At 64.9% G+C, this 17,365-nt stretch carries 15 protein-coding genes; 8 read left to right on the forward strand and 7 right to left on the reverse strand.

The annotated features are described in order from the left end of the window. Positions 1-33: 33 nt before the first annotated feature. Positions 34-3,378 (reverse strand): hypothetical protein, encoded by a 3,345-nt coding sequence (locus IPM18_15200; GenBank protein ID MBK9120926.1) that lies wholly within the window; start codon positions 3,376-3,378, stop codon positions 34-36. A 381-nt stretch (positions 3,379-3,759) separates the two neighbouring features. Between IPM18_15200 and IPM18_15205 the strand changes: the two genes are divergently transcribed. Both IPM18_15205 and queC read left to right on the forward strand, forming a co-directional pair. Next, complete coding sequence (locus IPM18_15205) at positions 3,760-4,875, forward strand: SDR family oxidoreductase (GenBank protein ID MBK9120927.1); 1,116 nt, start codon at positions 3,760-3,762, stop codon at positions 4,873-4,875. Positions 4,876-5,019: 144 nt separating this feature from the next. Further along, positions 5,020-5,709 (forward strand): 7-cyano-7-deazaguanine synthase QueC, encoded by a 690-nt coding sequence (gene queC, locus IPM18_15210; GenBank protein MBK9120928.1) that lies wholly within the window; start codon positions 5,020-5,022, stop codon positions 5,707-5,709. An 18-nt stretch (positions 5,710-5,727) separates the two neighbouring features. Here queC and IPM18_15215 read toward each other — a convergent pair whose 3' ends face one another. Continuing rightward, entirely contained in the window at positions 5,728-7,443 is a 1,716-nt protein-coding gene (locus tag IPM18_15215; GenBank protein MBK9120929.1) for a peptide ABC transporter substrate-binding protein, read from the reverse strand. A 128-nt stretch (positions 7,444-7,571) separates the two neighbouring features. Here IPM18_15215 and IPM18_15220 point away from each other — a divergent pair, with 128 nt between their 5' ends. The 3 genes from IPM18_15220 to IPM18_15230 all read left to right on the forward strand — a co-directional run bounded on the left by IPM18_15220 (position 7,572) and on the right by IPM18_15230 (position 11,203). Then, the gene (locus IPM18_15220; GenBank protein ID MBK9120930.1) at positions 7,572-7,970 is read left to right on the forward strand and encodes a bifunctional nuclease family protein; all 399 of its coding nucleotides are present in this window, start codon (positions 7,572-7,574) and stop codon (positions 7,968-7,970) included. 60 nt (positions 7,971-8,030) lie between these two features. Continuing rightward, positions 8,031-9,719: a ribulokinase gene (locus tag IPM18_15225; protein ID MBK9120931.1), complete on the forward strand. Its 1,689-nt coding sequence runs from the start codon at positions 8,031-8,033 to the stop codon at positions 9,717-9,719. 173 nt (positions 9,720-9,892) lie between these two features. Beyond that, on the forward strand, positions 9,893-11,203 hold the full coding sequence (locus IPM18_15230) for a GGDEF domain-containing protein (protein MBK9120932.1): 1,311 nt from the start codon (positions 9,893-9,895) through the stop codon (positions 11,201-11,203). 55 nt (positions 11,204-11,258) lie between these two features. On the opposite strand, the gene IPM18_15235 is transcribed toward IPM18_15230, so the two are convergent. The 4 genes from IPM18_15235 to IPM18_15250 form a co-directional block, all read right to left on the reverse strand. After that, positions 11,259-11,642, reverse strand: a complete 384-nt coding sequence (locus IPM18_15235; protein MBK9120933.1) for a hypothetical protein — start codon at positions 11,640-11,642, stop codon at positions 11,259-11,261. A gap of 323 nt (positions 11,643-11,965) precedes the next feature. Continuing rightward, complete coding sequence (locus IPM18_15240) at positions 11,966-12,598, reverse strand: cyclase family protein (GenBank protein MBK9120934.1); 633 nt, start codon at positions 12,596-12,598, stop codon at positions 11,966-11,968. A gap of 88 nt (positions 12,599-12,686) precedes the next feature. Beyond that, positions 12,687-13,277 (reverse strand): dual specificity protein phosphatase family protein, encoded by a 591-nt coding sequence (locus IPM18_15245; protein MBK9120935.1) that lies wholly within the window; start codon positions 13,275-13,277, stop codon positions 12,687-12,689. After that, positions 13,274-14,005 (reverse strand): UMP kinase, encoded by a 732-nt coding sequence (locus tag IPM18_15250; GenBank protein ID MBK9120936.1) that lies wholly within the window; start codon positions 14,003-14,005, stop codon positions 13,274-13,276. The genes IPM18_15245 and IPM18_15250 overlap by 4 nt, the downstream gene beginning before the upstream one ends. A 315-nt stretch (positions 14,006-14,320) precedes the next feature. Between IPM18_15250 and IPM18_15255 the strand changes: the two genes are divergently transcribed. From IPM18_15255 to metG, 3 genes are read left to right on the forward strand one after another with little or no spacing between them, the layout of a single operon-like run. Then, positions 14,321-15,325, forward strand: coding sequence for a phosphoribosylformylglycinamidine cyclo-ligase (locus tag IPM18_15255; GenBank protein ID MBK9120937.1), 1,005 nt, complete (start codon positions 14,321-14,323; stop codon positions 15,323-15,325). Then, on the forward strand, positions 15,325-16,305 hold the full coding sequence (locus IPM18_15260) for a hypothetical protein (protein ID MBK9120938.1): 981 nt from the start codon (positions 15,325-15,327) through the stop codon (positions 16,303-16,305). Before IPM18_15255 ends, IPM18_15260 begins: the two co-directional genes overlap by 1 nt. A 31-nt stretch (positions 16,306-16,336) precedes the next feature. After that, positions 16,337-16,681, forward strand: a complete 345-nt coding sequence (gene metG / locus IPM18_15265) for a methionine--tRNA ligase subunit beta (GenBank protein MBK9120939.1) — start codon at positions 16,337-16,339, stop codon at positions 16,679-16,681. A gap of 39 nt (positions 16,682-16,720) precedes the next feature. Here metG and IPM18_15270 read toward each other — a convergent pair whose 3' ends face one another. Then, complete coding sequence (locus IPM18_15270; GenBank protein MBK9120940.1) at positions 16,721-17,239, reverse strand: hypothetical protein; 519 nt, start codon at positions 17,237-17,239, stop codon at positions 16,721-16,723. Positions 17,240-17,365 lie beyond the last annotated feature (126 nt).

The following is a 17,365-nucleotide window of genomic DNA, read 5'->3' on the forward strand; positions in this document are numbered from 1 at the left end:
GACGGTGTCCGGCACGCTGCGCGGTGAATGCCGCTACATTTGCCGTGTCGCCCACGTCAGCAGATTGCACAGCAGCTTCCGCGGGACCTCAGCGGGTCCGCGATCCTCCAGCAGGCACCGCGCGAAATCGAGCGTCGACAACACGAAGCACCCCGCACCGTGCCGAACGACCGTGAGCGCTCCGGCTAGCGTGGGCTGGTGTCCTGTCACCATGCCGACCAGCGTGGTCATGTTCTCCTTGTTACCTTTGGGATGCACCACCAGGCCGGTCCGCTGCGATTCGTAACGGGCGAATTCCTGGTACTCCCAGTTCATCGCTGTATTCACCGGCAGGCCCGCCAGCACGGGATGATCCCGAACGACGAAGTTACTGCCGAGCCAATACAGGCCGCCCTGGAGCCAGTCCTCATAGACGAGCGCACCCGCCGATGCGAGCACCTGGGCCCACTCGGGGGCGTGGCTGAAGATCAGGGCTGTCACACCCTCATCGTGTACGCGCCGCAGCACCTCGCGGACTGCCGGAGCGGCGCCGGCGACGAGGTCTGGGGTCGTCCACTCCAGCTTGATCAGGGCGCGCCACGGCAGTGGTTGCTGGTAGAAGTCGATCTGTAGTTCGTAGTCCCGACCGGCCACCAGTTCGAGCGCCCGGGTTGAACTCGTCAGCTTGCGCGGCACGGACCAGGTTTCGTAAGGCGTCCATTCGTCGATCAACAATTCGCCATCGAGCCAGAGCCGCGCACCGTCGTCGTGTGAGAGGTGCAGGATGTAAGTCCCGGTCGTCGGGGCCCGCAGCCGACCCTGCCAACAGATGCTGAAATCGACGGGTCCGATGGCCGGATCGGGTCCCTGGGGCCAGAGAAAGTCGATCGTCGGGTCGACGCGGCGAAAAATCGGCGTGTCGAAGTTGCGGCCGCGGAAGTACTCGCCGGTCAGGCCGGTACGTGCTCCGCTGCGGGGGTGCAGGCACAGCGTCGGCACGACGGCGCGCGGCAACGGGTCGCAGCCCTCGATGACCAGGTAATCCAATCCGTCCTGCGCAGAGGCCGCCTGCGCCAGCAGAGGCAGTTCGACTTGCCGGGCCTGCTGGAGGAAGGTGGTAATCGTGAGCCCTGTGCCCAAGACTGCGCCGCGACGTGAGATCGGCTGGCTGCGCCAATCGACCACAAACAATTCGTCGAATCCGGTGGCACGGTCCTGACCATCTTGTGCGAGCCAGGCCTCTACCCGATGTGTACCGGGTACCGTCGCGGGGGGGAGTGCGATTCCCAGTGCGAGCGGTTCGCCGAAGGTGTCGCCGCCGCGTACGGTGACCTCGCGAGTGAGTACCGACGTGGTCCGGCCGTGGGAATCTGTGATGACAACACGTAACCGCGCCGGGCCGCGCAGATCGATCTCGTTGATGAGGTGTACGTCCACAATTGCACTGAGCGGAGCATGTCCGACACGCTGACGCAGTTTCACGGCGAGATAGAGCGGCTGGTTGTAATGGGCCAGGATGGCGGGATCGCCCTTGAAGTGGCGGAATTCATCGACAATACCGGAGTGGTTCTCGCGCGGCTGCGACTCCCAGCCGTTCACGACGTAACCGTCTGTCAGGTTTCCGAGGCGTACGTTCTCGATGGTGCGGCCCTGGTAGTGATACGCGACGTTACCGCAGGCGCGGGCGAGGTCGTCGAGCGTGGGGAATGCTTCGTCCCAGCGCTGTTCGGCGAAAGCGGCAGCCCAACCCGCGTGCCACGCGCGGTATGCGGCGCCGTCCCACCCGTTGGTGCCGTGCTCGAGCTCCGCCCGGATCCGCTCGAGTTGGGGCGGTGTCGCGATCGCTCCATCTTCGCCCCAGAACACAATTTCCCCGGCGTTCGTCGTGCGCAACCGGTAGTCGTCGGGAGCGCGGTAGAACTCATCACACTGCACGCCGGGGCCGGCGGCATGGTGCTCGTCGGTCCAGCCGTAAAGGTAGGGCCGTGGATCGCCGGGACGCACATGGAGCTTCTTCGGATCATCCCCCGGAGTGTTCCAGCCGGAAGTGTAGGTGATGATGCGTGTGGGGTCGGCGGCCTGCGCCAGTGTCAGGTCGAAATCGTGCCGCTCGTGCGGCGCCCATTCCTGTTCGTTGATCAGGTTGTAGATCACCAGTGCGGGATGGTTGCGATCCCGCCGGATCATGCGGAGGAGTTGCTCCCGGGCCCAGCGGAAGCTGAACGCGTCCCCCCCGCGGCACCAGTAGCCACCCGGTTCGGCGTAGTACAGGAGGCCCAGCTCGTCGGCGCGGTCGAGAATCCGCGGGTCACCGATGGCACGGTGGAAGTTCAACATGTTGAGCCCGAGCGTGCGGGCGGCGCACAGGTGACGCTCGATATGCTGGGGCGTGGGAACACTGCCGGTGCGCGGCCAGAAGCTCCAACTGATCGCGCTGCGGAGCACGATTCTACGACCGTTAAGACGCAACGTGGCATGTTTTCCGATGCCTTCAGGCGTAAACCATCGGAAACCAAAGCGTGTGCGATGGGTGTCGACGGGCGGTGTCGCGGCGGTAGAGCCGGAGTGCAGGGTAACGTCGCAGTGGTAAAGTGCCGGATCGGCCGGCGACCAGGGGCGGGCAGCCGGAACACTCAAGGAATGAATAATCCCATGCTCACCGGGCGGCACAGCAATGGCGGTCAGTTCCGCCACCGTTACGGGGTCCCCCCCGGCCACGGGAGTGATTCTCACGATCGGTCGGACCAGGGCGGCCTCCGCGGAGGTATTTCGAAGTGTGATCGCGAGTGTAACGGTTGTTACTGCGGCGGTGTTACGAACGAATACGTCGGCAACATGAATGGCTGGCAATGCGAGTAGCTGCACACCCCCGGTGACGCCACCAAATCCGTGGCTGGCAGGGACCCGGTATCCACCCCAAGCGAACGTATCGAAATCTTCCCAGGAGAAATTTCCTCCGGGATCGGTTACGCGAACTGCGAGTCGATTGATGCCCGGGCGAACCCGATCCGTGATATCGACTTCGAACGGAGTCTGTCCGACAAGGTCGTAGCCGACCAGCTTCTCATTCAGAAAAACTTCGGCCCGCATCCGCACCGCTTCGAAGCAAAGGTGGAGGTGATGATGGACCCAGTCCGTAGGTATTTCAAAGTCGCGCACCCACCACGAAACCCCGCAATAATCCCCAACCAGCTCGTCCCACACATGTTCCTCAACCGTTCCCGGAACACTTATGGATCGGCCGCTCTCGAGCACATGCCAACCCCCTGTGGGTGGTCGGGCCGGGAGGACACACACGTCTACGGGGGGCAGGTAGAGCTTGTCGTCTTGCCATGGGGCAGTGGGATCGAGCCAGAGTCGCCAGCCCTGTCCGGTCAGATCGCATATTCGTCGCTGCATGAGGAATCCCGAGAGTGGTGGGAGTATTCGATGGCGCCGCTGAATCCTCGCCCGCCCATGCCCGGCGCATTCTGACGCCGGCGGTCGAGCAGTGTAGCATGTGGCGGTGGGGTCGTGAGAGCCCTGCTGGTAGCGACCTAGACTGTCACACCTCGCCGTGATACAATGGAGCTTAATCGGGGGTGTTTAAGATCGTAGCTTGGCGCTGCGTGATCGAAACAACCCAATTTCCTGCGGCGAGGGGGCGTCAAAAAGTCCCAGAGCCGTTAGAATTTGGGCGGCCCGGGGGGTGCTGGCCGGGCCCTCTCTTGCGGTCTTGGTCCCATTCGCGTTATAAGGGCTTGGCGCGGTCGGAGCGGAATGTTCCAGTAGGAGTCGCGAGTGCTTGAAGCTGGGTCGAACGTCCTCATCACCGGCGCCACCGGTCTCATCGGCGGTGAACTGGTGCGGACGTTGATCACACAACCGGTGGGGAAGGTGTGGGCGCTCGCGCGCCCGACGCCGGAGGCCGGGCCAGCTCTGCGCCTGGGTGAGCGTCTGCGGCGGTCGGGTGTCGACCCGGCAGCCGCGGCTAATCTGGGCGTACGGGCGGTGGCAGGGGATATTACGATCGAACGGTTGGGCCTCTCCGACAGTGCTTATGAGGAGATCTGCCGCGAAGCGGACATCATCATCCACAGCGCGGCCGAGACGTCCTTCATTCGCGCTGCGGCCTGCCGCAAGACGAACATCGCTGGTGCGCGGAACATTATCGATTTCACGCGCACGTGCCAGCGTGAACCACTGCTGGTCTGCATCAGCACGGCGTACGTCAGCGGCGTGGTCGCCGATGCCTGCCTCTCGGAAGAAGAGGCGTCGGCGAGCGACCATCACAACGAGTACACCCGCTCCAAGGCAGTGGCGGAGGAGCTGTTCAACACAAGCGGCCTGCCGGTTCTGACGGTGCGGCCGTCGGTTGTCCTCAGCGCGGGTGTGCCGGATTCGGGCTTCGCGCGCGCGATTCTCCAGTTCGTACCGCTGCTGGCCGAATTCGAAGCCGTGCCGATCGACCCGGTGGCGCGGCCGGATGCCGTGCCCGTGCAGTACGTGGTGGACAGTATTGTCCGGCTGCTGCAGTTGCGTGCGCGGAAGTATGACTGTTACCACATTTCGGCCGGCAACGTCGGGACATCCAACTACGCGGAGATGGCCCGCGTGCTGGATCGTTTCTACCAGCGGCCCCAGCCGTTGCGACTGATCTCGCCGAAGCAATGGAATCGCGAACTCCACCGGCAGTATGTCGGTACTCCAAAACGCCGCCGGCTGTTCGCCTCGCTGCGGAACTACCTGCCGTTCCTGAATATGAACGTGGCGTACGATAACAGCCGGCTGCGGGCGGAACTCGGCGAGCGTTTCCCCGCGCTGCCGCCGCTCACGTCGTACCTGTTTGAGTTGCTGCGGCTGATGTCGGATGATCCCGCGACGGCGCGGATGATGCGACTCGCGAACCGGGCGTAGTTGGCAGCGCAACAGAGTCCGCTGTTTACAGAGTGGTGCCTGTAGTTCGGGCGGTGTGCGCTGGGGGAGAGCTTGGTCTGCCACACGATTCCTTGAGCCGCATGATCCCTTTCCGTGGAACCGCCCGGCAGTTCTCCTGCAAGCATGTCCTCAAGCCGTCCCGCGATCGTGCTTCTCTCCGGTGGCCTCGACAGTGCTACTACGCTCGCGATGGCGCGTCAGGAGGGCTTCACACCGCTCGCGCTGAGCTTCCGCTACGGGCAGCGCCACGCCGGCGAGATCGCTGCGGCCCGCGCGGTGGCCGTGGCTCAGGGCAACACGGAGCATCTGGTCGTGGAGATGGACCTGCGCGTCTTCGGCGGTTCAGCTCTCACGGCGCCGATCGCAGTCCCGAAAGACCGCGACCTCGCCGCTACAGACATTCCCATCACGTACGTACCGGCGCGCAACACGATCTTCCTCGCCTATGCCCTGGCACTCGCCGAAGTGCGCCAGGCGGTCGACATCTTCATCGGTGTGAACGCCGTCGACTACAGCGGTTACCCGGACTGTCGGCCGGAATACATCACAGCGTTCGAGCACATGGCCAATCTCGCTACGCGTGCCGGGGTCGAGGGGCAACACGTTCGCATCCACACCCCGCTGATCGCGCTGCGCAAGAGTGACATCATCCGGTGCGGACTCGCGTTGAGCGTCGATTACGGCCTCACGCGGAGTTGCTATGACCCGGACGCGGCCGGCCGCGGCTGTGGCCATTGCGACAGTTGCCGACTGCGGCGCGCGGCGTTCGCGGAGTTGGGCCGAGAGGATCCGGCGCCATACATGGACGATTGACGGCCTGCACACGGCGGTTCAATCTTCCCGTGTGACCGGGCGCACGCGATGGATCTGCAGCAGATCCCGCACGTTGTCGTTGACCCCCTCAAACCGTGGCTGAAGCAAATAGTTTCCCTGTCGAAAGAACAGCGGCAGGATCGGCAGGGCGTCTTCGACGAGGATGCGCTCCGCTGCGGCCAGCAGCCGGAACCGCTCCAGATTGTCGCCCTCGACGGCCGCCGCGGCGATCAGTTCGTCGTACGCGACGAAACTCCACCCCGTGAGATTTGTACCGTTGTGGGTCGTGAAGAGCTCGAGAAACGTACTCGGGTCCATGTAGTCCCCGAACCAGGTGGCCCGGGCGACGTCGTAGTCGAGGTTACGGAGCTTCGTGGTCAGTACCTTGCCTTCCATCTGCAGCAGACTCACGCGCACCCCCAGCACGCGCTCCCACATGGACTGCACCGCCTCGGCGATCAGGCGCTGCTCCGCGTCACCGCCGGCGAAGGCCAGTTCGATCGGCCGGCGCGCCACCGCCATCCCCAAGCCGCTGCGGGCCAGGTGCTCGCGTGCCAGAACTTCCCGCTCGGCCTGCGTCAGGCCCGCCCCGAGACCTTCCGGCGGGGTGTAGTGGATCACGCCACCGTCGGGTCCACTCCGCTCCATCAGCGGAATCGCCGCCCGCGGTACGAATGAGTACGCCGGCTGCTCCCCCAAGCCCATGACGTGTGCGCAGATCGCGTCGCGGTCCAGTGCCAGCGACAACGCCTTTCGCAGTTCCACATTGTCGAATGGTGGCCGTTTTGTGTTTACCCGAAAGAAGAAACTCGCAAAACGTTCACCGGTGCGAAAGTCGCTGCGACGCCCGGCCGCCTGCTCCGCCAGCAGCGCTTGTGCCACTGTCCGTTCAACACCGCGCACGAAATCTACCCGGCCGGTGCGGTAGGCGATCAGGGCCGCATTCATGTCTCCCATGATCGTCCCTTCGATCGTATCGACGGCGATCGTGTCCGTATCCCAGTAGTGCGGATTACGTTCCAGCCAGACACGCTCCTTGAAGGCCCAATCGTGCAGCACGAATGCCCCGTTGCAGACGATGTTTTCCGGCCGCAGCCAGAGATGTTGCGTTCCGCGCAATACCTGACCGTCACGATAGGCCCAACGTTCGAGCGTTGGCGGATGCAGCGGTACGAAGGCGATAAAGGAGGTCAGGTCAAGGAAGTACGCGCACGGCGCCGTCAGCGTGATCCGCAGGGTGTGGGGGCCGAGTACCGCGATGCCGACGGTCTCGGCCGGGAGAGCGGAAGTCGTGGCATCCTCGAGGCGTGAACGGTAATAGGCCTCCGCGCCGTCGATCACGAAGAAAAGATTGGCATACGCTGCCTCGGCTTTCGGATCGAGGGCGCGCAACCAGGCGAAGCGGAAATGTTCGGCCGTGACGGGTTCGCCGTTGGACCAGCGGGCGGTGGGCCGCAGGTGGAATGTAAATTCACGGCGGTCGGGGCTGACTTCCCACTGTTCGGCAACGGCCGCCTCGGGCACGAACGTTGCCGCATTCAAGCGGGTGAGTCCTTCGAAGAGGGCGGCGGCGAGTTGGATTTCGTGCAGCCAACTGAGGCGCTGCGGGTCGAGGGTGCGCGGTTCAAGCGTGACCACCACGAAATCGGCGCGCTGGCTGCGTTCACCCAGAGCGAGGGTGACGAGGACCGCCGTTGTCGGTACGAGGATCAGGAGTGCGAGCTTGGGGATCATCAGAACGCTCCGGTTCTGTGGCCGCGCAGTTATTCCCACGCTATGCGTACAATACCGCCAAGCGCCCCCAGCTTGACACCCCGTACAGCGCCGACTAGCTTCGCCCGGGCGCCACGGAGACGATGGTCATGGAAGTTCGCATGGATCTCGCGCAGATCCGTATCTCGGAGTCGCATGATCACCAGGTGATCGTGCTGCGGGAACGGAATGGCAACCGCCTGCTCCAGATCGTCATCGGTCTGTCGGAAGCGCTCGCGATCGATCGGCGCGTGAACGGGGTGCAGTTGCAGCGACCGATGACCCACGACCTGCTCGCGAACACGATCGAGTTGCTCTCCGGCGAAATCGAGAAAATCGTCATCAACGACCTGCAGCAGCATACTTTCTACGCCAAGCTCGTCATTCGTCATCACGGCGAGCTGGTCGAAGTGGACGCCCGGCCGTCGGATGCGATCGCGCTGGGCGTTGCCGACGAAGTTCCGCTGTACGTCGAAGACCACGTGTTGAACGAAGCCGCGACCCAGTAGCGCGACCGGTGAAGCGCCGCGGCGGGTCCGCCGGCGTGGCGCTGCGGAGGAGCCCCCCCAATGCCCGCGACGCCCACGTTCTCGCTCGGGCTCGATTTCGGAACCAATTCCGCCCGCGCGCTGCTTGTGGATTTGCGCTCCGGGGAGGAAGTCGCCTCCGCGGTAGCACCCTACCCAAGCGGCACGCAGGGCGTCCTGCTCGACCCCCGCGATCCGCTGCTCGCACGCCAGAGTCCCGCCGACTGGGCGGCGGCGCTCACCCGCGCCGTGCGGGCCGCCGTCCGCATGGGCAACCGGCACAAGGCATTTCGGCCGGAGGGCATCATCGGCATCGGCATCGACACGACGGGGAGCACTCCGCTGCCGGTGGATGCGACCAGTCGGGCGCTGGCCCTGCGGCCGGAATTCGCGAAGAACCTGCACGCCGCGGCGTGGCTGTGGAAGGACCACACCAGCCACGCTGAAGCCGAGGAGATTACCGAGCTGCTGCGGCTCGAAGCGCCGGAATACCTGTTGCTCTGCGGCGGCGCATACAGCAGCGAGTGGTTCTGGTCCAAGATTCTGCACTGCCTGCGCACGGCCCCGCGGGTCTTCGCCGCGGCCGCATCGTGGCTCGAACAGTGTGACTACATCCCCGCCCTGCTGACGGGTTGCGACGATGTGCGCAAGTTGCCCCGCAGCATCTGTGCCGCCGGTCATAAGGCCATGTTCCACCCTAAGCTCGGCCTGCCGCCGGCGGAGCTCCTGGGGCGGCTTGATCCGCGTCTGGCAGACCTCCGCACACGGCTTTACAACCAGGCGTTCACCGCTGACCAGGTTGCCGGCACCCTCGCGCCCGACTGGGCCCGCCGACTCGGGTTACCGGCGGGGATTCCGATCGCAGTGGGAGCCATCGACGCACATCTCGGCGCCGTCGGGGCAGGCATTCGCCCCGGCACACTCGTGAAGATTATCGGCACCAGTTCGTGCGACATGATGATCACCGAGCAAGGCGGACGTACGCCTGAAATCCCGGGCCTGTGCGGCTACGCGGATGGTTCGATCGTGCCGGCCTACTGGGGGATCGAGGCCGGGCAGTCGGCCGTCGGGGACTTGTTTCACTGGTTCGTGCACCATTTTGATCGTCGGCGCGACGGTCACGCAGCCCTCTCCAGAGAGGCGGCCACGCTTCGCCCCGGGGAGTCCGGCCTGCTCGCGCTGGACTGGAATAACGGTAATCGCTGCACGCTCGTTGATGTGCGTCTGACAGGTCTGCTGGTCGGTCAAACCCTGCACACGACGCCTGCGGAGACCTATCGCGCGCTGATCGAGGCCACGGCCTTTGGTGCGCGCGCGATCATGGAACGCTTAGAGGAATACGGCGTGCAAGTCCGTGAGGTCGTGAATTGCGGCGGCATTGCCGACAAAAATCCGCTGATCATGCAAATCTATGCGGATGTGACTGGCCGGCCGATGAAGATCGCGCGCTCTTCCCAGGCCTGCGCGCTGGGGGCGGCCATCTGCGGGGCGGTGGCAGCGGGTAAACGCCGCGGTGGCTTCGCTTCCTTTGCGCAGGCCCAGAAGAAGCTCACTGGGACGCGACCGACGGTCTACCGGCCCGAACGCCGTGCCCACACCGTCTACAACGAGCTGTATGGCCTGTACCGCCGACTCTACGACGCTTTCGGCAATACAGACCACGCACAGCCGGTGGGTGACCTGATGAAGGAGCTACTCGTCATTCGCGACTGCGTACGACAGCGTGTTTGACGTTGCCCCGACCGGTCCCGGGCTTTCACCAGTCAGGATGTCCGCTATACCACCGCACCGCGTCCGTCCTTTATCGGCCGTAACTCTGTGGGTTCACGCCTACCACCCCGGTAACCGATACCCCCGATGTGCCCAGGGCCGAGCGTACATTCCGTTGGCGACCACCGCGCAGCATGGGGGCACGCGGCCTCATTCTGATCGTGCTCGTTGGCGTGGCCGTGGGCTTACCCGTATGGCTGCTGGCGCGCGGTTCGCCCTCACCACCCGCGCAGGATTCGATTGCCACGGCCGCGCTGGTCACGTTGCTCGCCGAGCGACTGGGAACAGCCCCCGCCGAAACGCTTACCGAAGACTGGCTCAGCCCCGTCCTGGCCCAAGCAGACACCTTGCGCTGGGCGGCCGTACTTGGACCGGATGGCCAGGGCTACGAGTTTCGGCGTCGACTCGCGGTGCCTACAGCGGTGCTCCACGGGCAAATTGATCGCACCGCTACGGTCCCAACCCGCAGAGCCCTGCGCCTCGATGGCATGGCCTCACAACGCTTTGAACTCTGCACCTGGCCACAGCCCGCGGGTACCGTCCTCGCACTCGTCGTCGATCACGGGCAAGCGGCGGGCGCATCGCGCGCTTCCGGCTCCGATCCAAGGCGCCTCCTCCAGGCGGTCGCCGCGGGAATTGGCGTCCTGGGTCTGGTTTTGGCGTTCGCGTGGCTCCGCTGGGCGATAGAACGTCCGTTGCAGGTGCTCTCCCGGCAGGCCGGCGGGCTGACGGCGGACCTGCGCGCGCTGGGAGCATCTACGCCAGAAGAGCTGACCGGCGTGGTTCAAACGGTGAGCCAGTTGCAGCGCGAAGTACGGCAGTTCCGGCGTGAGGCCGATGAATTGCGTGAGACCGTGGATGGCCAGGTCGCAGCGCGGACGCGTGCCGCGCAGCGTGCGCAGCAGAAAGCGGAGCGCGATGCTGGTACGGACGTGCTGACAGGGGTTGAGAGCCGGGCCGCATTCGAGCGAGAAGTGCCGCCGTTGTTTGAGCAAGCCCGGATCGCGGATCGGCGCCTGGCGCTGATTCTCATCGACGTGGACCATTTCAAGCAGCACAACGATGCGCTCGGCCATGTTGCCGGAGATCGCCTGCTGACTTTCCTGGGCAATCTGATCCGCGCGACGCTCCACACCGTGCCATGTCGCACGTTTCGATATGGTGGGGACGAGTTCGTGGCGCTGCTGCCGGATACGGCCGCACCCGTGGCGGCTGACTTGGCCCGCCGGTTGGCGGCCCTGTTCGCGCAGCACGTGCGGGCGCTGCGCGGCCCGCAGCCCGCGGCCGCACTTTCTCTGGGGGTCGCCGAGCGGCAGCAGGACAAGGCGGCCGAGTGGTCGGACCTGCTGAAGCTGGCCGATGTGGCCATGTACTTCGCGAAGAAGCATGGCACGGCGGTGGCCACGGCGTCCGAGGTGCGGGCGGCGCAGGTGCAGCGAACCTAAGCGGGGTGGCGCGGACCGGCGCGACTGTACGTTCCTCTTCGTGGTAGAGGGGCCGCTACTCGGGTGTGCCGTCCGGGCCGAGCGGTGGAGTCGGCGCGGCTACTCCCGGTGGACGACGGACCACCTTGTTGGTCCCCAGGGCGGCCACGGACACGTCGAGATCCTCGACGATCGAGACGGTGTTCCCGTTGCCGAAGAACTCAATCTTCCACACCACGGCGCCATCTTCGACGAACACGGTGCTTGCGTCGCCGACGACGGAGAGCTTCGGTACGTTGGAACCTTTTTCGATGATGACGGTGTTCCCGTTGCCGCTGATGCCCACGTCCCCGTTAAAACGCCCCTTGTGCTGGCCGGCATGACCGACGATCGAGTTGCTGGCGCAGCCGGTACCTATCCAGATGAGCAGGAGCACGGCAGTAGCGAAGTAAGTCCGCATGGGATTCTCCGATGAGATGTTCTCGTCGGCGCACACCGCTTGCGTCTCGCGACACGTAGCCCGCTGCTGTTCAATGCACGCCGCACGATTGCAAGCACTCTAACCGGGAAGGGTTGCAAGGGCATCCCCCGCGATCGCGAGCCCCCGCCGGTGGTTTTCCTGCACCCCTTTCAATCAAAACAACGGCTTGGTCGGCTGGAGGGGTAGTTAGATGCCGTGAGACTTGTGGTACTTCCGACAGCGCCAGGCCTGCAGAGAGACATAGGGGTGTCGGTGAGGTGTCGATGTCTTCCGGGGCGGGTATGCCGGGCGTACCTGCGCGGTCACTCCAGTTCGATCGTTCGCAGGATCGCCCGTACCGGGCTGCCGTCGCATCCCACCAGCTTCAGCGGCAACGCGATCAGCTCGTATACGCCGGCGGGGACCGCGCTCAGTACCAGGCCTTCGAGTATCCGCATGTCCTGCGCCGCAATGCGCCGATGCGCGGGTAAATCCGCGTCCTGGAAGCGATCCACACTCGGCGTGTCCACCCCGATCAGCGTTACCCCGGCTGCGCGTAGACCGTCGATCAATTCGACCGACAAGCCCGCGAAATCCTCGTTGAAACGCTCCGTCGTCGGATGCGTGGCGGTGCCGATGAGCACGCGCGGCACGAGCACGGGCTCGAGGATCATCGCAGGAGTCACCAAGGCCCCGCGCGGCACTTCGACGTGAATCACCTGGCACGGACCGAGATAGGCATCGAGATCGCACTCGTCGATGTCCAGCCCCTCGGCATCGTAGTGGCTCGGCGCGTCCGCGTGCGCCCCGAGGTGCGCCGTCAGATGCAGCGTCGAGGTCGTTATCTGTACCCCGGCGGTGTCTTGCCGCTGCACGTCGCTGTGGAACGGTACGTCTCCCGGCCAGGTGGCGAGGTCCGAACTGATTGGTGGTGAGATGTCGTAATAGCGACCCAGTCGTCGGGCATAATCCATTCCGCGCGAGAAACAGTGGTCCGGGTTTCCGGAACAGGGGCATCTACCCCGGAGTTCTCCGCTTTCGGAATCACAACGGTCGACGGACATGGCTGCCTTCTCCACCACCAGCCCACTTCAGAAGCGCATCCAGCAACAGTCTGCGCTTGGGGCGTTCAATTTCGAAACCAAGGAATTGTAGCTCCGCCAGCGCCCGATCGAGCTCCCAACCCTCATTCCGAATCCGGTGCGCCGCGCAGAGGATGCCGGTCCGATGGAACCCCTGCTCACAGTGCACGAGCACCGGGCGGGATTCCGGTTGGGCGAGTAGGTCAAGAAACTGATCGAAAACGACCGCCGGTGGGACATCCGCGTCGGAAAACGGCATGTGCTCGAACCGGACCCCATGCCGCGCGCACCACGCCCGTTCCTTGCCAAACCAGCGCCCCCGCAGAGGGTGCCGCGTTCCACCCCGCGCGCACACGATCGTACGCAGCCCATGCTCGGCACGTATTTGGTCCAGATCACGTACGTGCGGCTGGCCGGCGCGCAGCAGCACGCCAGGGGTCACCACATGGAAGTTCCGCAGGCCGTCGTAACGGCTCCCGATCAACCCCGTCAGCCAGAGATACCACTGGTGCGGGTCGCGCAGTCCCGACCGGCGGGCGGCTGCGGCCGTCATCGCGGGGGCCCCATGCGCGTGCCGAGCGTCTCGCCGAGCACGACCCGCCGCAGTGCCCCGTGGTCGAACAGGTTGAAGACGATGGCGGGGAGGTTGTATTGCTCGCAGAGGTCGGTGGCGCTGATGTCCATCACGCGGAGGCGTCCATGGATCACTTCATCATAAGTTACGTATTCGTATAGTTTAGCATTTGCGTCACGGTGTGGGTCGGCCGTGTACACACCGTCCACTTTGGTCCCTTTCAGCAGGATATCCGCCCGCAGCTCGATGGCCCGCATCGCCGCACAGGAATCCGTCGTCACGTGCGGATTGCCGGTCCCCGCGGCGAGCAGTACGACACGCCCGGATTCCAGGTGACGGAGGCACCGTTGCCGGTCAAACGGCTCGCCGACACGCGCGATCGCAAGGGCGCTCTGAACACGCGCGGGCTGGCCGAAGCGTTCCAGGGCCTCCTGCAGCGCGAGCGCATTCAAGACGGTTCCGAGCATGCCCATGTAATCAGCCGTGGCGCGGTCGATGCCGAGCTCGTCGGCGAAGCGGGCGCCGCGGAGGAAATTACCGCCGCCGCAGACGACGCCGACCTGCACGCCGAGTTTTGCGACGTCGGCGATTTCGGCGGCCACCCGGTCGAGCGGCTCGCGGTGGAGACCGAAGCCCCCGGGCGGGCAAAACCCCTCCCCGCTGATCTTGAGAACAATACGGTGGTATTGCGGCTGCGGGGTACTCATCGGGGGTCCAACCTCCTAGGGGTGTAGGGCGGGCGGCATAATAAGGGGCGGCACCGGATTTCGGCAATCGTCGGCCGCATGCGCCGTGGCACTTTGCTCAAACGTAGTTCCCAGGTCCGCCCTCCGACTGTGCTGGAGGCCGGGCCCGTTTTCGGGTAAGACGGGCAAGTGGGCGGTGCACGGCATGTACGCCGTCATTGTGGAGAGCCCGCGGTACGATTGGGCGATTTCAGCGTGAGCCAGCGACCCCGACGTCAAAAGACCCCTCCTGTGACCTACGCTCAAGCCGGCGTCAGTCTCGACGCTGCCGACGCCATGGAAGACCGGATCGGCCCAGCCGTACGGCGGACGTACAGCCCGCGCGTACTGCCGAGCCACGGGGCATTCGCCGGCTTGTTCCGCCTCGATTACGACGAGAAGCTGTTTGCCCGGAATTATCGCGAGCCGGTGTTGGTGGGTTGTACCGATGGGGTGGGTAGCAAGGTGCTGGTCGCTCAGAAGGCCAAGCGACTGGACACGGTGGGCATCGACCTGGTTGCGATGAGTGTCAACGACCTGCTGTGCTGCGGGGCGGAGCCGCTTTTCTTTCTCGACTACATCGCGATCCACCGGTTGGTGCCTGCGCAAGTCGCCATGCTCATCGAAGGCGTAGCCACCGGCTGCGAGCAGGCCCGCTGTGCATTGCTCGGGGGAGAAACCGCCGAAATGCCGGACCTGTACCGCCGCGGGCATTTCGACCTCGCCGGCTTCGCGGTGGGCGTGGTCGAGCGGGCCCGCATGCTGAGCCGCGCCGATGTTCACCCCGGTGATCAACTCATCGGTTTGCCGTCGAGCGGTTTGCATTCCAACGGTTATGCCTTGGCGCGCAAACTCCTGCTGCATGGCCCGGCCGCAGAGTGGCAGAAGCCCAACCGCGCCCTGGGTGAGAGTATCCTCGAAGCACTCCTGCGCCCGACGCGGATCTACGTACAGCCCGTGCTTGCGGCGTTGCGGGCGTATCGCAACCGGCCGAAGATCGTGGGGCTGGCGCATATCACCGGTGGGGGCTTGCCGGGCAATGTGCCGCGCATGCTGCCGGACGACTGTGATGCAATCCTGCGGCGGGGCGCCTGGCCGGTGCCACCGATCTTCGGCTTATTGCAACACCGCGGGGTGGCCGAAGAAGAGATGTATCGGGTCTTCAACATGGGGATCGGGCTGGTGCTGGCTGTGCGGCCCGGGTCGGCGGCGGCGGTGCTGCGGCGGCTCGAGCGAGCGGGTGAAACACCGTACCTGATCGGGCGTGTACGGCGCGGGCGCGGACAGGTGGAGTTGACGTGATGCGAATGCTGCGACTGCGGACACGAGCGGCCAGCGTCCTCGGCGGCCTGGTGCTGGGCTTGGCGGGGTGTGTTGGCGGGCAGCGGCCGGCGGTGCAATACACCCAGAGCGAGTGGAACTTCGGTGGCCGCGCCGGGACCAAGCTGGTGACGGAGCATTACGAGGTCTACACGACGCTGCGCGACGAAACGCTGCTGGCCGCGATTCCGGACTTCGTCGAGGCCGCGTATGCGCAGTATCAGAGCATCGTGCCACCGGGGCGTGACCACACCCGGCGGATGCCGGTATTCCTGTTTGCGGCGCGCGATGAGTGGGAGACCTTCACGCGCCGGCTGACCGGTGAGCGGGCCCGGATCTACCTCAACGTGCGGAATGGCGGCTTCTCGGAGAACGGGGTTACCGTCATCGAGTACACCACGCACGCCACCACCTTTCCGCTGCTGTCGCACGAGGGCTGGCACCAGTATCTGCACCTGCACGTGCAGCCACGGGTGCCGGCCTGGCTGAATGAAGGACTCGCCGTCTATTGCGAAGGGCAGCGCTGGACGCGCACTCGGCTCAAGGCCTTTGACCCACGCTTCAATCCCGCGCGGCGCAATGCCTTGCTCGAAGCGGTCTCCGCGCAGCAACTCCACCCATTGCGTTACCTGCTCGAGACCAACCCGGGCGTCGTGGTGCAGGGGGACTCCAAGGATGTACGGGCCTACTACGCGCAGGTTTGGGCGCTCGTGATGTTCCTCCAGGAAGGGATGGATGGAAAGTACGCTGACCGCTTCCTGGCGCTGCTGGCGGCGCTCGGCGAACCCGATCTCGAGCGGCGCGCGCGCACCGCGCACATCTGGTCCGACCGACCGCAGTTCGGTTATGGTGAAGCCCTGTTTCGCAGTTTCATCAGCGAAGATCTCGATACCGTCGCGCAGGAATACGAGGAGTATCTGCGCACTTTCTATGCCCGCAGCCGCGTCTTGCGGTTTCCCTGAGTTCGCCGCACACTCCTCACGGAGCTGCCCCATGGCCGACGCCCCCGCCCAGATTGCCTATGACGATTTTGCAAAACTCGACCTGCGTATTGCGACCATCGAGCAGGCCGAACCCCATCCGGCTGCCGACAAGTTGCTCGTGTTGCAGGTCAACCTCGGCAGTGAGAAGCGCCAGATCCTGGCCGGCATTCGCGCGCATTACCCCCCGGAACAACTCGTCGGCCGTCAGATTGTCGTGGTCGCCAACCTCGCTCCGCGCACCATGCGCGGCCTCGAGAGTCAAGGCATGCTGCTGGCCGCTTCCGGTCCGGATCACCGCGAAGTCATTCTGCTTGCGCCCGAGCGCCCGATAGCGCCCGGGGCGAAGGTTTCCTGAGCCCACGCCACAACCTCAACCTCGTGCAGTGCGCCGGGCTTATTCTGCCGCGGCCGGCTCCGCGGGTACGACCGTCAGTGTCGTGACCAGTGAGCCGTCGGTGCGCGTGGTGAACGTCAGCACGATCGTGTCGCCACAGGCGAAGTTCACACCCTGCTGCAGGATGTAGGGCTGCCCGGTGCCGTCGGGGTCATTGAGGTCGTTTCCATAGGCGCCGCCGACGGTACCGATCAGCACGCTCCCGCAGTCCACTGCGATCTCCGCCGTGGTATTCGCGAGCAGGACACCGCGCAATCCGACGCCGAATTCCGTCAGTTTGTTTGCGGCGTTGAATAAGCCGCCGGGGCCGATGGTTGCGGCCGCCGAGAACACCTCCGGATCGAGCGGAAATGCCGTACTGTTCACGAGGATGAGGTTGACCGGTGGTGGTGGCGGCGGCGGATCCGTGTCACCGGGCCGAACATCATCTACGCCGTACCAGATGCAACCCGAGCCGAGCAGGGCCACGGTCGAGAGGAGTACTGCAATTCCGACGCCGCGCGGGTGATCGCTTCGCATGGCTGGCTCCGAAATGAGGTGTTGGCAAAGGTCCGGAGATGCGTGCGGCAGCCGAGCGGGTCTCCGCCCGACACCGTATCTCAAGCTCCGGATGGTATCATACCGGGTGAGTACGGCGCGCCAACT

Source organism: Phycisphaerales bacterium (genome assembly GCA_016716475.1).
Taxonomy (GTDB): Bacteria; Planctomycetota; Phycisphaerae; order UBA1845; family Fen-1342; genus JADJWG01.

Excerpts from the sequence above, each read along its gene's own strand:
- IPM18_15220 (MBK9120930.1), top strand. The coding sequence starts at position 7,572 with ATGGAAGTTCGCATGGATCTCGCGCAGATCCGTATCTCGGAGTCGCAT.
- metG (MBK9120939.1), top strand. The coding sequence starts at position 16,337 with ATGGCCGACGCCCCCGCCCAGATTGCCTATGACGATTTTGCAAAACTC.
- IPM18_15200 (MBK9120926.1), bottom strand. The coding sequence starts at position 3,378 with ATGCAGCGACGAATATGCGATCTGACCGGACAGGGCTGGCGACTCTGG.
- queC (MBK9120928.1), top strand. The coding sequence starts at position 5,020 with ATGTCCTCAAGCCGTCCCGCGATCGTGCTTCTCTCCGGTGGCCTCGAC.
- IPM18_15250 (MBK9120936.1), bottom strand. The coding sequence starts at position 14,005 with ATGAGTACCCCGCAGCCGCAATACCACCGTATTGTTCTCAAGATCAGC.
- IPM18_15235 (MBK9120933.1), bottom strand. The coding sequence starts at position 11,642 with ATGCGGACTTACTTCGCTACTGCCGTGCTCCTGCTCATCTGGATAGGT.
- IPM18_15215 (MBK9120929.1), bottom strand. The coding sequence starts at position 7,443 with ATGATCCCCAAGCTCGCACTCCTGATCCTCGTACCGACAACGGCGGTC.
- IPM18_15225 (MBK9120931.1), top strand. The coding sequence starts at position 8,031 with ATGCCCGCGACGCCCACGTTCTCGCTCGGGCTCGATTTCGGAACCAAT.
- IPM18_15230 (MBK9120932.1), top strand. The coding sequence starts at position 9,893 with ATGGGGGCACGCGGCCTCATTCTGATCGTGCTCGTTGGCGTGGCCGTG.
- IPM18_15260 (MBK9120938.1), top strand. The coding sequence starts at position 15,325 with ATGCGAATGCTGCGACTGCGGACACGAGCGGCCAGCGTCCTCGGCGGC.
- IPM18_15255 (MBK9120937.1), top strand. The coding sequence starts at position 14,321 with ATGGAAGACCGGATCGGCCCAGCCGTACGGCGGACGTACAGCCCGCGC.
- IPM18_15270 (MBK9120940.1), bottom strand. The coding sequence starts at position 17,239 with ATGCGAAGCGATCACCCGCGCGGCGTCGGAATTGCAGTACTCCTCTCG.
- IPM18_15245 (MBK9120935.1), bottom strand. The coding sequence starts at position 13,277 with ATGACGGCCGCAGCCGCCCGCCGGTCGGGACTGCGCGACCCGCACCAG.